Raw genomic sequence first — 18,001 nt, 5'->3', positions numbered from 1 at the left:
CCTTCCTTCGCAGCCGCCGGCGGCCTCGGCGGAGGACGCCCGACCCGATTTAGTGCTATTCCTTCAGGCGGCAAGGCCGCGCGGGTCCGGCAGCACAGGACGATGACAGGAGAACGACCATGGACATTCTACGGGCAGGTACACGATCCTCGGCAAAGGGGCCGGAGGCCTGGTTCACCGGGACGGTGCGCATCGATCCGCTCTTCAACCCGCTCGACGCCGAACGGGTGCAGGGCGCGCAGGTGACCTTCGAGCCGGGCGCGCGCACCGCCTGGCATACCCATCCGCTCGGCCAGACGCTCATCGTCGTCTCCGGCCTCGGCCGCGTGCAGCGCGAGGGCGGCGCCGTCGAAGAAATCCGCCCCGGCGACGTCGTGTGGTTCGCGCCGGGCGAAAAGCACTGGCATGGCGCCGCGCCCGATGTCGCCATGACCCATATCGCGCTCCAGGAGGTCAAGGACGGCAAGGTCGTCGACTGGTTGGAGCATGTCAGCGACGCCCAGTACGGCGCCTGAAGTTTGCATCCGCCAAGGCGCGTAATCGAAACGTCGCCTCCCGCAAATGCCCAGCAGCGTGCGGGCTGGAGATTGCCCGCACGCTGCCCCGAGCGCGCAAACCGGCACGAAAGCGCGGACCTCTGCCGGCCTGCCGCGCGGGAGGACCCTTACTCGCTCGAACCGGCCTTCGGCAGGGCGGCCCATTCGGCGAGGAACGCATCGCGGCTGCGGGCGGCCTCCTCCTCGTCGATCTTGAAGACCTTGATCGAGGAGAGTTCCGGCAGCTTCACGTAGTCGGAGACCTTGATGTCGGTGCGGCTCGGGCGGCGGAAGGCGACCTTCAGCAGCTCCGTCTGCGCTTCCTTGGAGAGCAGAGCGTCGATCGCCTTCCTGGCGTCGTCGCCGGCCGGCGCGCCCTTGACGAGGGCGGAATATTCCGGCGTCGTGAAGGTGCCGGAAGACGGGTAGACGATGGCAATCTCGGTCTGGCCGCCGTCGACATAGCTGTAGCTGTTGGTCTCGAAGGTCAGGCCCACGGCATATTCGCCCATCGCCACGCCCTTCGGCACGGCGGAAGACGAGGACGAGACGACGAGGTTGCCGACGAGCGCCTTGTAGGTCTCCGCGTCGAGCAGCTTGGAAAGGCCCCAGACGATGGTGTAGCCCGTCGAGCTGTTGGCCGGATCGGGAAGGATGATGCGGCCCTTCCAGACGGGATCGGCAAGGTCCTTCCAGTCGGCGGGCGCGGGCGCGCCGTCAAGCTGGTCGGTGTTGACCATGACGGTGACGACATGGAGGTTGGCCGGCTGGAAATAGTCGTCGGCGACGCGCAGGTCCGCCGGCACATTGGCAAGCTCCGGCGAGGAATAGGGCTCCAGCACGTCCTTGAAGGCGCCCATCGTGTTGGCCGAGGACGACCAGAAGACGTCGCCCTGGGGCGCGGCCTTCTCCGCCTCGATGCGGCGCAGCAGCACGCCGCTGCCGCCGGTGATGATGCCCGTCGTCAGGCCGGCTTTTTCCTTGATGACGGCCTGCGCGGCCTCGACGGCCGGCACCGGATTGGTGGTGTAGATGACCGGGTCGGCGGCATTCGCGCCGGCGGCAAGGCCGGCCAGCAGAAGGGTGGTTGCGGCAAGTTTCTTCATGGCAGTTCCTCTCTTTTGGTTTTGCGTTTCACTTCGAGGCGAACAGGTCGACCTTGAACACGGTGGTGGCGACGACCACCGGCACGAGGATCACGGCGACGAGCACCAGGCCGTAGGCCGAGGCATAGGCCATCAGGCCGGAATCGATGAGCCGGAAGATCTGGATCGGCAGGGTCTCGCGCCCGCCCGAATAGACGAGCAGCGAGGCCGAGAGCTCGGACACCGTCGTCGTCCAGGTGAGGATCGCGGCGGAGGCGACGGCGGGCAGCATCATCGGCAGCACGACGCGCAGGAAGGTGCGAAGCGGCGGCGAGCCGAGGCTGATCGAGGCCTCCTCGATGGAGTTCGGAATGTTGTGCAGGATGGCCTGGCCGTTGCGCATACCGAAGGGCATGCGGCGCACGACATAGGCAAGCACGATGATCGTCGAGGTGCCCGTCAGCGCGAGGAAGCCGCCGTTGAACGAGGCGAGCAGCCCGACGCCGAGCACCGTGCCGGAAAGCGCCAGCGGAATGGCCGAGACGTAGTCGATCACCGGCGTCATCAGGTTCGGCTTCTTGACGACGAGGTAGCTCACCAGCGTCGAGAAGCAGACGGAGATGACCGTGGCGATGCCGGCATAGACGATGGAATTGACGAGCGGGCCGGGCGCGGTGATGAAGACGCGCGCCATGTTGTCGAGCGTCCATTCGCCCCAGCGCATGACCGGGCCGCGCGAGACCGTGAAGGCGCCGACGGCGATGGTGACGAGGGGCAGAAGCGAGACCGCGACGACGATGCCGGCGGCGGCGCTGACGAGGAGGCCCTGCGCGCCCTTCAGCGGCTGGGGCTTGGCGCCCCTGCCCTGCACGATCTCGTAGCGGCCCTTGGCGATGATGCGGCGATTGACGAAGAGTACGGCCATGACGATCAGCACCGAGGTGCTGGCGAGCGTGCTCTGCATGGTGAGGTTCGTCGCGCCCTCGGCGACCGCTGCCTGATAGATGGCGACCGACAGCAGCGGCAGGTTATGGCCGAGGATGGTGGAGATGGCGAAGTTGCCGACCACCATGGTGAAGACGAGCAGCGCCGAGGCGAGGATGGCCGGGCGGATGACCGGCAGCATGACATGAAGGCGCGCGCGCACCGGCGGCGTGCCGAGGCTCTGGGCGGCCTCCTCGAGCTGCGCATCGAACTTGCCGATGGCCGCCACCGTGCCGATGTAGACATAGGTGTAGTAGATGAAGCTCATCGACGTGATGAGGCCGAACCAGCCGTAGAAGCTCGGGATCAGGATGCCGTAGCCCTTGAGGAAGCGGGTGATGACGCCGTTGTTGCCGAGGATCATCAGCCAGGTCTGCGCCGTCACGACTTCCGGGATGACGAGGGTGATGAGCGGCAGGAGCGTGATGAACAGCTTGCCGCGGAAGCGATAGCGCGCCGAGACATAGGCGAGCGGCACGCCGATCAGCGTTGCGAACAGCGTGACGACGCAGGCGAGAACAAGCGTGTTGCCGATGGCCTCCAGGCTGCGCCGGTCTTCGAGGAGCTGGAGCCAGCCGGACCGGCCCTCGCCGGCGAAGCTCGCCGTGAAGATATAGAGCAGCGGATAGAGGACGAAGACGCCGAGAAGGGCGAGCGCCAGGGCCGAAAGCCAGGGCCAGGGGGTGCGGAGCGCCGAGTGGTTCATGAGCGGATCACCCGTGCGGCGGCCGGCTCGAAACCGAGATGGACATGGGCGCCCGGCAGGAAGGCATCGTGCCCGGCGCCGTGCATTTCGGCATTGAGCAGGAGGCCCCCGGCGCATTCGACGCTGTAGCTGGTGCGCGCGCCGAGATATTGCCGGCCGCGGACGGTCGCCGGCAGCGACTGGCGGCCCGCGGCGGGTTCGGCGGAGATGTTGAGGTCCTCCGGGCGCAGGACGAGGAGGCCGCGCTCGGCGGGACCTTCCAGCGCATCCGTCGCCGTCAGGCGGTGGCCCGCCACCTCGACCTCGACGAGGCCTGCGGAAGCCGGGCGGACAGGGACCTCGGTGCGGTTCGCCGCGCCGACGAAATCGGCGACATAGCCGGTGCGCGGCGTCGCGTAGATTTCCTGCGGCGTGCCGAGCTGCTCGACCTTGCCCTTGTTCATCACGCCGATGAGGTCCGACATGGAAAGGGCCTCCTCCTGGTCGTGGGTGACGAAGACGGTGGTGATGTTGGCCTCGCGCTGCAATTCGATGATCGTCTCGCGGATCTGCACGCGCAGCTTCGCATCGAGATTGGAGAGCGGCTCGTCCATCAGCAGCACCTGCGGCTTGATGACGAGGGCGCGGGCGAGCGCCACGCGCTGGCGCTGGCCGCCGGAAAGGGCGGCCGGGTGGCGCGAGAGCAGATGGCCGAGGCCGACGCGCTCCAGCGCGGCCTTCACCTTCTCTTCCACACCGGGGCCCTTCTCGCCGCGGGCGCGAAGCCCATAGGCGACGTTGTCGGCGACCGTCTTGTCGGGGAAGAGCGCGTAGTCCTGGAAGACCATGCCGATGGCGCGCCTGTGCGGCGGCAGCTCGGTGACGTCGCGCCCGCCGAAGCGGATCTGGCCGCCGCTGGCCGGCGCAAAGCCGGCGATGGTGCGCAGGAGCGTGGTCTTGCCGCAGCCGGAGGGGCCGAGCAGCGTGAAGAAGCAGCCTTCCGGGATATCGAGGGAGAGGCCGGAGATGACGGTCTCGGCCCCGTATTTCACCGAGAGGTTTGAAATCGCTATGCCCATGGGTTCCCCCTCCTCCTTGGTCTTTTCGCTCATGCGCCGGCCGGGACGGCCTTCAGGTCCTTGATGAGGTCGAGCGCCTGGCGGTGGATCTTGGCATCGCCCGCGCCGAGAAGCTGGCCGGAGCTTTCGAGCGTCAGCGGCGCGCCGGCCCAGTCCGTGACGACGCCGCCCGCCCCTTCCACGATGGGCCGGAAGGGCGCGAAATCGAAGACCTTCTGGCCGCCGTCGATGGCTAGGTCCGTGCGCCCGTCGGCCAGCAGGCCGTAATTGAGGCTCGCTCCGCCATAGACGCGCGCGCTGGTGACGGCGCGCAGCCGGTCGAGCGCGGGGCGCTCCTTCAGCGCGAAATAATCCTGGTTGCTGTTGGTCATGATCGCCTGTGCCAGCGAGGGGCAGGCGCGGGTGCGCACGGGCGTGCCGTTGCGCGTCGTCTGCCGGCCCTCCGCGCCGATCCAGCGGGAATCGATTGCCGGAATGTCGATGATGCCGAGGCGCGGCACGCCGCCGACGGCAAGCGCGATCAGCGTGCCGTAGACCGGCATGCCCGCGATGAAGGCCGTCGTGCCGTCGATGGGGTCGAGCACCCAGACATGCTCGGCGCCGGGGCGCACCCATTCGCGCTCCTCGCCGATGATGCCGTGCGCGGGATAGCGCGCGGCGATCATCGCGCGCAGGCGGTCCTCGATGAGAATATCCATCGCCGTGACGAGGCTGCGGTCCGGCTTGACCGAGACGTCGATGCGCGCCACGTCGTTTTCGCGCAGCACCGTGCGGGCGACCTCCGCCAGTTCCACGGCGAATGCCACATGCTGGTCTTCGATGAGGGCGGCGCTGGTCATTCTCGCTTCGACGCTTTCCCGGCTTCAGGCAAGCCGCCGCCCCTCCCGCAAAGACATGCGGGTTGGCGCGCCGGCAATTGCATTGCGACCGATTGATGGATTTGGCCGGGCCGTCTCCAGCCCTTGCAATTTACCTACATCCATTTTGCCGATGTGGCAATATGTGTTTTTATTGGCAAAGTGAGTTTTTATGCGGCAAGCAACATGGCGCTTGTGGCAAAGCGAGGCGTCACGTATCAAGGAAGCCGCCAAAGGAGGTGCCGCATGTGGCAAGAAGAGCGTCAGCAGAAAATCCGTTCGCTGCTTGCGGCCTATGGCCAGGTGTCGATCGACCGCATCGTCGAGGATTTCGGCGTATCGCGCGAAACGATCCGGCGCGACCTCATGGAGATGGAGGTGGCGGGCGAGCTGCGCCGGGTGCGCGGCGGCGCGGTGCCGGCGGCGCGCGAGGACACGACCTTCGGCGTGCGCATCACGCTGCGCCTGCAGGAAAAGCGCGCGATCTGCGCGGCGGCCCTCGGCTATCTGGAAAGCGGCCAGACCATCTTCATGGATGCGGGCTCGACGAGCTCCACCATGGCGGAGGCACTGGCCGGGCCGACGGGCCTCACCAACCTCACCATCCTCACCAATTCCGTCGACGTGGCGAGCCAGCTTGCGGAGCGCACGGGCGAGCTTTCGCGCGGCACGCGCGTCATCCTGCTCGCCGGCAACGTCAAGCAGGACCCGATGGAGACCTATGGCGAGGCAACCATCAACGACATCCAGCGCTACCGGGCGGATATCGCGCTGCTAGCCCCCTGGGGGGTCGACGCCTCGATGGGGGCGATGAACTACTTCCTGCACGGCGCGGAGATCGCCCGCGCCATGGTGCGCAATTCCGGCCGCACGATCATCCTCGCCGACCATTCCAAGGTCGGCGTCGTCAGCCGCTCGGTGTTCTGCGAGACGGGCGAGATGGCCCATCTCATCACCGACGCGAAGGCCCGCCAGAAGCCGGGCTTCGAGGCGCTTGCCGCGGCCGTGCCGGGCCTCGTCGTGGCCGGAGAATAGGCCCCGCGCCTATGACGGCAGGGGGCCGCCCGCAAGGCTGCGAATATAGGCGGAGAACATGTCGGCCATCGCATCGGCATAGGCTTCCATCTCGGCAAGGCTTCGCGGCGTTTCCGAGAATTCCTTGCCGACCGTGCTCATCGTCGTCATGACCAGGTCGGCGGCAAGGTCCCGCACGACATCGGTGCTATCGGGAAGGACCTCCCGCAGGAAGCCCGCGAAGATCGGATCGCCCGCCTCCTTCGCCTCGCGGGCCTCGGGCGCATCCCGATAGAGCGGGGCCGCGTCATCGAGGGCGATGCGGACGGTCGCCTCCTCGCATTCGGACCGGATGAAGGCATGGACGAGAGCCCGCAGCCGGGAGAACGGCGGCTGCGCGCGGTCCTCCAGGATGCGCCGGAGAAGGTCGTTGGTCTGCTGCCACTCGTCGCTTTGCAGCCGGAAGAGGATCGCGGCCTTGTTCGGGAAATACTGGTAGAGCGACCCGATGCTGACGCCCGCCCTTTCCGCAACGCGGGCGGTGGTGAAACGCTGCGCCCCCTCCTCCGCCAAAACCTGAACAGCAGCCTGCAAGACGGCCTGGACGAGCGCGCCCGAGCGCGCCTGCTTCGGCTGTTTTCGCGAGGATATACGGGCACTTGGGCGGTCGGTCATGGGCGCGCTCGGCAATGCGATTAGAAAACGCGACGGATTATTCGTATTTTCACCGCGAACACAAGCCACGGAGCATTTTCCATGACCACCCTGACGACGGAGCCGCTCGCATCGCTTCTCGACCGGCTTTTCGAGGAAGCCGAGACGGCCTCCAGCCCGGCAATCGCCGCGATCCCGCACGACGAGCGCGAACGCCTCATGCGCAGCAAGACGGAATATCTCGATCTCTACGGCCGGATGAAGGACCTCTGGCTGCCGGTATCGCGCGAGACGGGCGCGCTGCTCTACATGCTGGCCCGCAGCCGCGGTGCGACGTCCATCGTGGAGTTCGGCACATCCTTCGGCATCTCGACGCTCCACCTTGCCGCCGCCCTGCGCGACAATGGCGGCGGCCGGCTGATCACCAGCGAGTTCGAGCCCTCCAAGGTCGCGCGGGCCCGGCAGAACCTTGCCGAGGGCGGCCTGATCGACCTCGTCGAGATCCGGGAAGGCGACGCGCTGGAGACCCTGCGCACCGGCCTGCCGGCGACGATCGACCTCCTGCTGCTCGACGGCGCCAAGTCCCTCTACCGCGATATCCTGGACCTGGTGGAGGACCGCCTTCGGCCCGGCGCGCTGATCGTCGCGGACAATGTCGACTATTGCCCCGACTACCTCGCTCACATCCGCTCGGCCGCATCGGGCTACATCTCCGTGCCCTTCGCGGACGACATCGAGCTTTCCATGCGGGCGGCGTGACCGGCCGCTCCCGAAATTCGCACGATCAAGATCGGAAAACACCATGCACATATTCGTAACGGGAGCGACCGGCTGGGTCGGCTCGGCCGTCGTGGACGACCTGTTGAACGCCGGCCATCGCGTCACCGGCCTTGCCCGCTCCATGGAGAAGGCCGAGCGCCTTGCCGCCACCGGCGCCGACGTGCTTCTGGGCACGCTTGAAGACCTCGACATCCTGCGCGAGGCCGCCGCGGCGGCGGACGCCGTCATCCACACCGCCTTCAACCACGATTTCTCGAAATTCCTCGAGAACGCCGCCGGGGACCAGCGCGTCATCGAAGCGCTCGGCGATGCGCTCGAGGGATCGGACCGGCCGCTGCTGGTGACCTCGGGCCTCTCCGGCCTGCCGAGGGGCGCCACCGAGGCGGACCTTCCGAACCCCGCCGCGCCGCGAAAGTCCGAAGCCGCTGCAAGGGCGCTTGCCGCGCGGGGCATCCGGGCGGCGACCGTGCGCCTTGCCCCCTCGGTCCACGGCATCGGCGATCACGGCTTCGTGCCGATGCTCGCGGACCTTGCGCGCAGGACGGGCGTGTCAGCCTATATCGAGGAGGCAGAGAACTGCTGGTCGGGCGTGCACCGGCTCGATGCGGCCCGCCTCTACCGGCTTGCGCTGGAACAGGGCGTGACGGAAGCCGCCTACCACGCTATCGCCGACGAGGCGGTGCCCTTCCGGCAGATCGCCACCGTCATCGGCCGCCGGCTCGGCCTTCCGGTCGCAGCACGCCCGCGGGAGCATTTCGGCTGGTTCGCCATGATGGCGGGGGCGGACATGGCCGCCTCCAGCCGGCGGACCCGGGCCCTCCTTAACTGGCAGCCCGCCGGCCCCGGCCTTCTCGAAGAGATCGACCGGCCCGCCTACTACGGCGCGTAGTCGCTGCCTCCTCCTGAAATGCCGCGCGCGTTCGCGCGCCCGGCCGTAAGCGTTCACGTCATCCAACGCGCTCACCAGCCCATCGGGAAGACGGCGTTCATGCCCCTCCCCGCCACGATCCTCATTCGGAGTGCGTATCCATGCCTGCCATCGAACGGCCTGATCCGGCCTATCGCCACGTCGTCGCCCTGACGATCGCCCTTTTCCTCTCCTATCTCACCGTCGCCATGTCTCTGTCGGCCGTGACCGTCCACGTCGTGCAGAATCTCGGCCTCGGCAACACCTATGGCGGCCTTGCCGTCGGCATCGCCTTCCTGTCGACGATCCTGACGCGCGGCTGGGCCGGCGCGCTCGCCGACCGGATCGGCGGCAAGCTGTGCATGCAGCGCGGCCTTCTCATCTATGCCGCCGCCGGCCTGATCTGCCTTCTTGCGGGCTGGCCCGCCCTGCCCGCCATATCGCGCTACGACGTGCTGCTCGCCGGCCGGCTCCTGCTCGGCCTCGGCGAGAGCGTCGCCATGGTCGGCATGATAAGCTGGGCGATCGGCCTGATGGGGCAGGCCCGGTCCGGCAGGGTGATGTCGCTTGTCGGCATGGGCCTTTACGGCGCCTTCGCCGTCGGCGGCCCGCTCGGCCTGATGCTGCTCGACCGCCTCGGCTTTGCCGGCCTGATGATCGCCTGCACGCTCCTGCCGATCATCGGCATGGTCGCGGTCAGCCCGATCCCGGCGGTCGCGCCGCAGTCCGGCCACCGCGAACCGTTCTGGCGGATCATCGGCCGGATCTGGCGGCCAGGCGCAGCCGTCGGATTGCAGGGCGTCGGCTTTGCCGCGCTGGGCGCGTTCTTCTCGCTCGCCTTCCTCAGCCGCGGCTGGCCCTATGCCGGACTGGGGCTGACCTTCTTCGGTGCCGGCTTCGTGCTGGTCCGCCTGTTCTTCGGCCACATGCCGGACCGGTTCGGCGGCCTGCCCGTCGCGGCGGTCTCGCTGACGGTGGAAGCGGCCGGGCAATACCTGCTCTGGCTCGCGCCGGGGCCCTATGCGGCCCTTGCCGGGGCGTTGCTGACGGGCCTCGGCTGCTCGATGGTGTTTCCCGCCATGGGCTCGGAAGTCGTCAAGCAGGTGCCGGCCCATCTGAGGGGCACGGCGGTCGGCGGTTTCGCCGCGTTCCAGGACCTCGCCTATGGCGCGACCGGCCCGGTCGTCGGATTGCTGGCGGATGCCAGGGGCTATTCCTCGGTTTTCCTGGTCGGCGGGCTTTCCGCGACCGTCGGGCTCCTGCTGGTCCTGTCCATGCGCCGGCCGGGAATGAGAAGGCCCGCCGAGGCCTGACCGCATCCGCAGCTTCCCCTCATCCCGGGTGCCCGGCTCGCCGTTCGCCTCACGCGGCCGGCTGGGCGCCCAGCTCCATCGGATTCGAGATGAGATCTGCCAGCGTATAGCGCTCGACGGTGTGGCTGAACGCGGCGAACGCCTCGTGCAGGACGCCGCGCAGGCGGCAGCGCGGCATCAGCATGCAGCGGCCGTCGGCGGCAAAGCACTCCACCAGCGTGAAGTCCAGTTCCGTCACGCGCAGCACGTCGCCGAGATTGATCTCTTCGGGGGCCTTCGCGAGCGTCAGCCCGCCGGACCGGCCGCGAACCGCCTTCAGGAAGCCCGTGCGGGTGAGCTGGTTGGCGATCTTCATCAGATGCGCGCGCGAGATCCCGTGCAGCGTGGCGGTCTCCTCGATGGTGATCAGCCGGTCGCCCCGCTCGGCCGCGAACATCAGCACCCGCAGCGCATAGTCGGAAAAGTTGGTCAATCGCATCCGGCGGGTTCTCCTGATCTTTCGCCATTGCATTCCTGAAAACAGAGGAATACATGTATTTAAAATATATCTTTATGCCGAAATGACAAGGCGGTGCGACGCCGCCGTCTTCCTGCGAGGTTTCCATGCCCTTCAACGAACGCTCCAGGCACATCACGCAAGGCATCGCCCGCTCCCCCAACCGGGCGATGTATTACGCGCTCGGCTACGAGAAGGCGGATTTCGACAAGCCGATGATCGGCATCGCTAACGGCCATTCCACTATCACCCCCTGCAATGCCGGCCTCCAGCCGCTCGCCGATGCCGCCGCGCAGGCCATCAAGGAAGCGGGCGCTAATCCGCAGACCTTCGGCACGCCGACGATCTCCGACGGCATGTCGATGGGCACGGAGGGCATGAAATACTCGCTCGTCTCGCGCGAGGTGATCGCCGATTGCGTGGAGACCTCGGTGCAGGGCCAGTGGATGGACGGCGTGCTGGTGCTCGGCGGCTGCGACAAGAACATGCCGGGCGGCATGATCGGCATCCTGCGCGCCAACGCGCCCGCCATCTACGTCTACGGCGGCACCATCAAGCCCGGCCGCTGGAAGGGCGAGGACCTTTCCATCGTCTCGGCCTTCGAGGCGGTCGGCGCCTTCATGGCCGGCACGATGAGCGAGGAGGACTTCGAGGGGATCGAGCGGAACGCCTGCCCCACGACCGGCTCGTGCGGCGGCATGTACACCGCCAACACGATGAGCTCCTCCTTCGAGGCGCTCGGCATGTCGCTCCTTTATTCCTCGACCATGGCGAGCCCCGACCGCGAGAAGCTCGACAGCGCCGCGCAGTCCGGCCGCGTCCTCGTGGAGGCGGTCAAGCGCAACATCCGCCCGCGCGACATCGTCACGCGCCAGTCGATCGAGAACGCGGTGGCGCTGATCATGGCGCTCGGCGGCTCGACCAATGCGGTGCTGCACTATCTCGCCATCGCCCATGCGGCGGAGATCGACTGGACGCTCGACGATTTCGAGCGGGTGCGCCGCAAGGTGCCGGTCTTGTGCGACCTGAAACCGTCCGGCCGCTACATGGCGGTGGACCTGCATGCGGCCGGCGGCGTGCCGCAGGTGCTGAAGATCCTGCTCGATGCCGGGCTTCTCCACGGCGACTGCCTGACGATCACCGGCCGCACGCTCGCCGAGGAGCTTGCCGGCGTGCCCTCCGAACCCCGCGCCGATCAGGGCGTCATCATGCCGATGACCCGGCCGCTCTATCGCGAGGGCCATCTTGCCATCCTCAAGGGCAACCTTGCCGAAAAGGGCGCGGTCGCCAAGATCACCGGCCTCAAGAGCCCCGTCATCTCGGGCCCGGCGCGGGTCTTCGACGACGAGGCCTCCGCCATGGAGGCGATCCTTGCCGACCGCATCCGGCCCGGCGACGTGGTGGTGCTGCGCTATCTCGGCCCCAAGGGCGGGCCGGGCATGCCGGAAATGCTGGCGCCGACCGCAGCGCTGGTCGGCAGGGGGCTCGGCGAGAGCGTCGGCCTCATCACCGACGGCCGGTTCTCCGGCGGCACCTGGGGCATGGTCGTCGGCCATGTCGCGCCGGAAGCCTATGTCGGCGGCACGATCGCCCTCGTCGAGGAAGGCGACACCGTGACAATCGACGCGCACCGGCGGCTGCTCCAGCTCGAAGTGGCGGAAGAGGAGATCGCCCGCCGCCGCGCCGCCTGGATCCAGCCGGAGCCGCGCTATCGCCGCGGCGTGCTCGCCAAGTTCGCCGCCCTCGCCCGGCCGGCCGACGAAGGTGCGGTCACCGGATAGGGAACCCACGCCCATGAGCCATTTCGCCCTCGTCACGCTGCATCTCTTCGCCGCCATCACGTTCGGCGGCACCGTCTTCTTCGAAGTCCTCATTCTCGAAGGCATCCGCAAGCCCGTGGGGCGCGAGGCCATGCGGACCGTGGAGACGGCAATCGGCCGGCGGGCCCGCCGCCTGATGCCGTTCGTCATCGCGGTCCTCTATTGCGCCGGCATCCTCATGGCCTGGCAGTACCGCGACGACCTCGCCCATCCCTTCGCCAGCAGCTTCGCCACGCTTCTCTCGCTGAAGATCCTGCTCGCCCTCAGCGTCCTTGCGCACTTCATCACCGCCATCACGCTGAGCGCGCGCGGCAAGCTGAGATCGAGGCACTTCAAGTTCATCCACCTCAGCGTCTTCTGCCAGATATGCCTGATCGTCTTCCTGGCGAAGGCGATGTTCTACGTCAGTTGGTGAGACGAAGCTTCTAAAGCGCGGAGACGGCGAGGAATGCGACGGCGAAGCGGTTCCGGGACATGTTCGGAATAGGACCTGCGCGGTTTGAGGATGAGGCGCCGCCTAGTAGCAGGCGACGCTATATCGGCCCTGGCTCTGCAGGGCCATGCCGCTCACGGGAGCCAGCGAGCGGGCGGCCAGCGCACCGCCCGGCCCCGCAAAGCTCACGGCGGCAAGCGCGCTCCTCGTGGCCATGCTCGTCGCCTGCACGCGCCGCGAATGCGCCTGAAGCTGGTCGATGCACTTCTGCGCCGAGGCGTAGCCTCTTGCGCGCTCCCTGTCCCCGGCCGTGCCGTCGGGACGGCTGGCGGCCAGTTCCGCGGCGGCCTGCCGGCCGGCCATGTCGGCGCGCAGGGCGCTCATCCGCGCATCGCCGCTGCTGCAACCGGCCGCGAGCATGCAGAGCGCGCCTGCAAGAAAGCGTCCTGCGATCATGGTCCGGGCCACCCTTTGCGCGATGCGATCTCGAACAGCCGGGTATCCGGGCCGCCGCCGGACCGCCTCCTGAGCGCCGCCGATGCATGGACGGCCACGAGCAGGCCCCCGACCACGGTGATGTGCTCCATCGCGACATGGAATTCCGCCGTCTTCCGCGGTTCTTCCATCGCCCAGAAATCGTGGGCGATGGGGATGGTCAGGAGAGTAAAGACGGCAAGGGCGCCCGCCCCCAGCCATGTCCCTTTATCGAGGATCACCAGCAGCGAGCCGATGAGCAGGGTGATGACGGTGAGGAAATAGTAGAAGAAGCCCGGCTCGAGCCCGAAATGCCGCATCTCGGCAAGGGCGGCCTCGGCATCGCCGAGCTTTGCGAGCGCGCTCGACCAGAACATGAAGGTAAGCACCGTTCTGGCCAGATAGCCGAACCAGACCGTCGAAGCGGCGGCATCGCTCCTCCCCGATGTGGTTGCCTCGTTGGAAATGTCGAAGTTCATGGTTTTGTCCGTTCGTATGACTGGAGAAGCGATCCGCTTCGCCTCAGAACCTGATGTTGAGATTGGCCTTCAGCGACTGGTCGACGGCGCCCGAGCCGAACTGCGCGCCATAGGAGACGCCGAAATCGGCGTCCGGCGTCAGCGCGACGTCGAGGCCGGCTTCCACGACGGCGACGTTGCGGGCGACCGGCACGCCGGCGACGGTAAAGGCGTCGCCGGCACCGGCGAAGCGCATCCGCGAGGTCGGCGTCATGTTGCCGAAGCCGTGCCGCCAGCCGACCATGCCCCTGGCGGTGACCGTCGTGCCGTCGAGGTCGACATTCGTCGAAGCCCGCAGGCCGAGCGTCGTGAAGGCCATGTCGGTGCTGGACGCGCCGGCCTTCAGGGCGGCCGCGCCACCCTTTTCGGCAAAGCCGTCCGTATGCAGGTTCACATAGGCAAGGTTCGCGAAGGGCTCGAAGCGGGCCTCGCCCATCCCGAAGCCATAGGCCAGCTCGCCGAAGACCTGCCCCGTGCCGGCATCGTAGTCGGCCTTCAGGCTATCGGTGAAGCCGGCGAAGGCGACGCTGCGGCTGGTCGAGATGTCGTGCCACGTATAGGCGCCGCCCGTGCGCAAGGCGAACTCGCCCCATTGCGCGCCGCCATAAAGGCCGAAATGGTAGTTGTCGCTCGATCCGGACGAACCACGGTCCTTCACCTCGAAGCTGCTATGGCTGTAGCCGGCCACCGCGCCGAAGCGCCAATTGTCGAACACCGACGCATCGGCACCGGCGAAAAAGCCGCCGGTCGAACGGTTCAGGCGCGCGGCATTGCCGTCGCCGCCGGTGTGATCCCAGGCGCCGAAACCCTGGCTCCAGAGCGCAAAGCCGTCCGTGCTCGCCGCCGCCGCGCCCGGCCTGCCGTCGTCATAGGTGACGACCATGCCGGCCGGAGCGCCCGCGGCGTCGAAGGCCGCCCGCAGGCGGTCGTTGACGGCATTGCGCAGGAAGCGGCTGTCCTCGATCCGCGCGGCCTTGGCCGAAGCGTGGATCTCGCCCGAGAGCCGGTCGAAGGCGCCGCGCGCCTGATCCGAGGAAAGGCCGAGGGCCGCATCGTAAACCGCATTGCCCGCGCCGAGGCTTTCCACCGCCCCGGCCGTCGCGACCTGGTTGCGCGTGTTGCCGACATTCTCGAAGGCGACGCCGTTGCGGGTCATCGTCAGGTAGACGTTGTTCTCGTCGTATTCGAGGTCCGGCGTGAGGAAGGCAAGGTTCGAAGTCACGCCGTCGAAACGGTCGTCCTCGCTCGCAAAGCCGCCGTCTGCGGAAAGGATGGTGTAGCGGGTGGCGGCGGCGTAGTTGCCCGTGCCCCCAAGCGCCATCACCGTGCCGCCGTCGAGCGTTGCCACGCCGGAGGCGAGGATACGGTCCGATTCCCCGTCCGCATTCACCTCGACCTCGAAAACCGAGCCTTCGTTGAAGGCGATGTCCGCGACATGAAGCGTGCCGATCGACAGGCCCGGCGCGATCGTGCCTGAAACGACGACCTGCTCCAGCATGCCGAGGCCGGTCAGGCGGCCGTCGGCCCCAACGTCCAGCAGGCCGGCGATCGAGCCCTCGTTACCCTCGTCGCCGATCTGGAGCGTCCCCTCGCGCACCTCGGTGCCGCCGCGATAGGCGCTGTCGCCCGTGAGGATGAGCTTGCCGAGGTCAGTCTTGATCAGCTTGCCCGCGCCGTCGAGCTTGTTGGCGATGGTCGCCGTATAACTCGCTCCGGCTGCCGTGCCGTCGCCGACGCGGATGAACGCATCGCCGGCCACCAGCTCGAGCAGTTCGCCCGAGATGACATAGCCGTCGGTGGCGAACTGCATGCCGGTCGCCTTCACCTCACCGATGCCCGTATAGACGACGACGTTGCCGGCCTTGCCGCCGAACACGGCGAAGCCGGGCTGCGGATCCATCTTGCCGTTCTGCATGCCGTATGCATCGGTGAAGGAATAGCCGTACTTGCTCCACTGGCCGTCGCCGCCATCGATCTTGCCGTTGTCCCGGTTCGCCGGATCGTCGCCATCCCAGAACATCACGGGGCCGTAGTCGGGATCGTCCGCGACGAGGTTGACCTGCCCCGCCATTGACGTCTGCACGGCGAGATTGTCGGCATCGTAGCCCATCGGCGCGGTGCCGATCTCAAGGCCCCGGTCGTCGAGCGCGCCCGCATAGCTGATCAGGCGGTAGAGGCCCGGGCCGAAGCCGCCCATGTTGTTCACGTTCAGCGTGCCGTCCAGCACGAGGTCGCCGGCGACGTCGAAGAGCGCCGCGCTGTTCTCCGTGCCGAGGTTGGCCTCGACGATCGCGTTGCCCGTAAGGTAGAGGTCCCGCATGGACAGCGTGCCGCCGTCCTTGCCCGCCAGGATGCCGCCGTCCACCGTGACGTCGCCGAGCTGGCCGGCCCCGCTGAGGCGGCCGCCGGTGACGAGAACGGGCGCGCCGGCGAAATTGCCGCCGACGGAGAGGTTCCCCGCTTCCACGGTGATCCGGCCATAATAGTCGAGGCCGTCGCCATTGAGCGTCTGGCTGTTTCTGCCCACCTTCACCAGATGCGCGTCGTCATCTCCGACGAGTTTCCCGCTGAAATCGGCCCCGACTTGTGCGTCCGTGCCGAGCGTCAGCTTGCGGGAACCGAGATCGAGCTTGCCTGCGCTGGTGACTGTAGCGACCTGCTGGTCCGCTTCGAGCTTCAAGGTTCCCGCACCGAAGATGGCGTAGCTGCGGCCGGCAAGGACGTCCTCGACCGCGGCCGTCAGTTGGCCCTCGTTGACCCTGAACTGATATCCGGCGTCGATGGCACTGGTGACGACGAGCTCTCCGGCACCGGTCTTTGCCAGGAAGTGCATTCCGCTGGCCTGGTCGATCCGGCCCGACTGCGTCGCCGTGCCCGCCGCGACGTGAAAATCCGTATTCCCGGTTATCAGGACGTCATTGTCGACCGTGACACCATCCGCATAGGACAGTGCCGACGAGTATCCGAACCGGCCGATGCTCAACACTCCCGTGCCGAGCGCATGGTCGTTCTCGGCACGAACGGTTCCGCTGCGCACCGTCAGGCCGCCCGAAAACGCGCTGTTGTCCGCCGAAAGGGTCAGCGTCCCCCCGCCGGTCTTCGTCAGGCCGCCCGCGCCCGACAGGGTGCCGGAGATCGTCGTGTGCTGCGCGGTATCGAGCGTGGCATTGCCGTTGAACGCCATGTCGTTGGAAAGCGTCGTCAGGGCGGGCGTGTAGATCCCGAGCGTCCCGCTGTCGAAGGTGATCGTGCCGGAGCCGAGCGCCTTGCCGTTTTCCGCCCGCACGGTTCCCTCGTGGATGAGAAGACCGCCCGTGAAGGTGTTCTCGCCCGTCAGCGTCAACGTCTTTTCGCCGAATTTCTTGAAAAGCGACCCGCCGGAAAGCACGCCCGACAATGTCGTGTCCTGCATCGTGTAGAGGACGGTGGCATTGTTGAACACCATGTCGTTGGACATGGACAGCGCGTCAGGCCCCAGGAAGCCGAGGCCGCCGCCGTTGAACGTGACGGTTCCGGTGCCGAGACCGCTGCCATGCGTCAACCACACATAGCCGCCGGCGATGTCCGTGCCGCCGAAATAGGAATTTTCCCCCGTGATCGTCAACGTACCCGGACCGGTCTTGGAAACCGACCCCGTTCCCGAGATCGTCCCCGCCATGGTCGCCCCCGCTCCTTCCTTGACGAGGAAGGTGGTGTTGCCCGGCTGCGAGATCGCGCCGGTTTCGACCTCGCCGTTCTCCAGTTCCACCGTGTCGGCCGAGGCCGGAAGGCCAAGCGCCAGCATCGAGGCCCCGGCCAGAAGCGCCTGCACATGCCGAAGACGCGGCCCCCTGGCCGGATGCGGCGGATTGAAAGTCCTGTTCTGCAATTTTCTGCTCCCGTTTTTTTGCCGGCTGCGGACACGCCGACACCGGCGACGGACGCCTGCGCATCCGAAGTCTGAAAACCGATTGTTCTGCTTGATGGTCCGCGCTGCCGCAGACGCGGCGCAGCCCCTCGGGCCGATGGACGGCGCTAACGCTCGCGGTCTATCGCAAAGCTCCTTGTGGGGCCGAAAAGACGGTCAGCGACAATTCTTCTGTCGTTTCCCGCCCTGATGCCTGCCGCACGGCAGCATGGGAAATGCCGGCCGACCGAACGGATGGACACGGCTGCGCGCGCATCGTCTTGCGCGCCCGCACGCGATGCCGTCAGCAGGCCGTTGCTATGAAATACCGAGCGCACTCCGTAACTCCCTGGTCATGTCGAACTGTCTCCAACGTGGATTTGCGACGCGGAGACCGATTCCGCATCGTTGACGCTGAACGATACGAAACGGGGCCATGGTGCTCTTGGGAAATACGGAACCGATTTTTGACGCTGGACG

Annotated in this window: 16 protein-coding genes; 7 read left to right on the top strand and 9 right to left on the bottom strand. The window is 67.3% G+C overall.

Going from position 1 to position 18,001, the window contains the following annotated elements; genetic code table 11:
* The first annotated feature begins 119 nt into the window (after window positions 1-119).
* A complete protein-coding gene (locus HNQ66_RS15215) occupies window positions 120-515 on the top strand; it encodes a (R)-mandelonitrile lyase (protein ID WP_184145014.1) in 396 nt (131 codons plus the stop codon).
* Window positions 516-664: 149 nt separating this feature from the next.
* On the opposite strand, the gene HNQ66_RS15210 is transcribed toward HNQ66_RS15215, so the two are convergent.
* The 4 genes from HNQ66_RS15210 to HNQ66_RS15195 are packed head-to-tail and all read right to left on the bottom strand — an operon-like array spanning window position 665 to window position 5,208.
* Entirely contained in the window at window positions 665-1,642 is a 978-nt protein-coding gene (locus HNQ66_RS15210; protein ID WP_184145013.1) for an extracellular solute-binding protein, read from the bottom strand.
* A gap of 28 nt (window positions 1,643-1,670) precedes the next feature.
* Window positions 1,671-3,311 carry an ABC transporter permease gene (locus tag HNQ66_RS15205; RefSeq protein ID WP_184145012.1) on the bottom strand — a complete coding sequence of 547 codons (1,641 nt, stop codon included), beginning with the start codon at window positions 3,309-3,311 and terminating at the stop codon, window positions 1,671-1,673.
* Window positions 3,308-4,369, bottom strand: a complete 1,062-nt coding sequence (locus HNQ66_RS15200) for an ABC transporter ATP-binding protein (RefSeq protein WP_184145011.1) — start codon at window positions 4,367-4,369, stop codon at window positions 3,308-3,310. Before HNQ66_RS15200 ends, HNQ66_RS15205 begins: the two co-directional genes overlap by 4 nt.
* 29 nt (window positions 4,370-4,398) lie before the next feature.
* Window positions 4,399-5,208 (bottom strand): inositol monophosphatase family protein, encoded by an 810-nt coding sequence (locus HNQ66_RS15195; RefSeq protein WP_184145010.1) that lies wholly within the window; start codon window positions 5,206-5,208, stop codon window positions 4,399-4,401.
* Window positions 5,209-5,472: 264 nt separating this feature from the next.
* On the opposite strand from HNQ66_RS15195, the gene HNQ66_RS15190 reads away from it, so the two are divergent.
* A complete protein-coding gene (locus HNQ66_RS15190; protein ID WP_184145009.1) occupies window positions 5,473-6,261 on the top strand; it encodes a DeoR/GlpR family DNA-binding transcription regulator in 789 nt (262 codons plus the stop codon).
* Window positions 6,262-6,270: 9 nt separating this feature from the next.
* Here the strand turns inward: HNQ66_RS15190 and HNQ66_RS15185 are convergent, their stop codons facing one another.
* Window positions 6,271-6,915 (bottom strand): TetR/AcrR family transcriptional regulator, encoded by a 645-nt coding sequence (locus HNQ66_RS15185; protein ID WP_184145008.1) that lies wholly within the window; start codon window positions 6,913-6,915, stop codon window positions 6,271-6,273.
* Between the two features lie 81 nt (window positions 6,916-6,996).
* On the opposite strand from HNQ66_RS15185, the gene HNQ66_RS15180 reads away from it, so the two are divergent.
* The 3 genes from HNQ66_RS15180 to HNQ66_RS15170 all read left to right on the top strand — a co-directional run bounded on the left by HNQ66_RS15180 (window position 6,997) and on the right by HNQ66_RS15170 (window position 9,894).
* Window positions 6,997-7,653, top strand: coding sequence for an O-methyltransferase (locus HNQ66_RS15180; RefSeq protein ID WP_184145007.1), 657 nt, complete (start codon window positions 6,997-6,999; stop codon window positions 7,651-7,653).
* Between the two features lie 43 nt (window positions 7,654-7,696).
* Window positions 7,697-8,563, top strand: coding sequence for an SDR family oxidoreductase (locus HNQ66_RS15175; protein ID WP_184145006.1), 867 nt, complete (start codon window positions 7,697-7,699; stop codon window positions 8,561-8,563).
* A 140-nt stretch (window positions 8,564-8,703) separates the two neighbouring features.
* Entirely contained in the window at window positions 8,704-9,894 is a 1,191-nt protein-coding gene (locus HNQ66_RS15170) for an arabinose transporter (protein WP_184145005.1), read from the top strand.
* A gap of 49 nt (window positions 9,895-9,943) precedes the next feature.
* Here HNQ66_RS15170 and HNQ66_RS15165 read toward each other — a convergent pair whose 3' ends face one another.
* On the bottom strand, window positions 9,944-10,372 hold the full coding sequence (locus HNQ66_RS15165) for an RrF2 family transcriptional regulator (RefSeq protein ID WP_184145004.1): 429 nt from the start codon (window positions 10,370-10,372) through the stop codon (window positions 9,944-9,946).
* 125 nt (window positions 10,373-10,497) lie between these two features.
* On the opposite strand from HNQ66_RS15165, the gene ilvD reads away from it, so the two are divergent.
* Together ilvD and HNQ66_RS15155 are read left to right on the top strand one after the other, a co-directional pair.
* Window positions 10,498-12,171, top strand: coding sequence for a dihydroxy-acid dehydratase (ilvD, locus tag HNQ66_RS15160; protein ID WP_184145003.1), 1,674 nt, complete (start codon window positions 10,498-10,500; stop codon window positions 12,169-12,171).
* Between the two features lie 13 nt (window positions 12,172-12,184).
* On the top strand, window positions 12,185-12,625 hold the full coding sequence (locus HNQ66_RS15155; RefSeq protein WP_184145002.1) for a CopD family copper resistance protein: 441 nt from the start codon (window positions 12,185-12,187) through the stop codon (window positions 12,623-12,625).
* Window positions 12,626-12,727: 102 nt separating this feature from the next.
* Here the strand turns inward: HNQ66_RS15155 and HNQ66_RS15150 are convergent, their stop codons facing one another.
* Genes HNQ66_RS15150 through HNQ66_RS15140 form a run of 3 tightly spaced genes read right to left on the bottom strand, consistent with a single transcriptional unit; the run spans window position 12,728 to window position 17,503 of the window.
* On the bottom strand, window positions 12,728-13,099 hold the full coding sequence (locus tag HNQ66_RS15150; protein WP_184145001.1) for a hypothetical protein: 372 nt from the start codon (window positions 13,097-13,099) through the stop codon (window positions 12,728-12,730).
* Entirely contained in the window at window positions 13,096-13,596 is a 501-nt protein-coding gene (locus HNQ66_RS15145) for a DoxX family protein (RefSeq protein WP_184145000.1), read from the bottom strand. Before HNQ66_RS15145 ends, HNQ66_RS15150 begins: the two co-directional genes overlap by 4 nt.
* A gap of 43 nt (window positions 13,597-13,639) precedes the next feature.
* Window positions 13,640-17,503, bottom strand: a complete 3,864-nt coding sequence (locus tag HNQ66_RS15140; RefSeq protein WP_184144999.1) for an autotransporter domain-containing protein — start codon at window positions 17,501-17,503, stop codon at window positions 13,640-13,642.
* Window positions 17,504-18,001 lie beyond the last annotated feature (498 nt).

The organism is Shinella fusca, assembly GCF_014203155.1.
Taxonomy (GTDB): Bacteria; Pseudomonadota; Alphaproteobacteria; order Rhizobiales; family Rhizobiaceae; genus Shinella; species Shinella fusca.
Note: the sequence above shows the minus strand (reverse complement) of the source record. Positions and strands in the feature narration are given on the sequence as shown.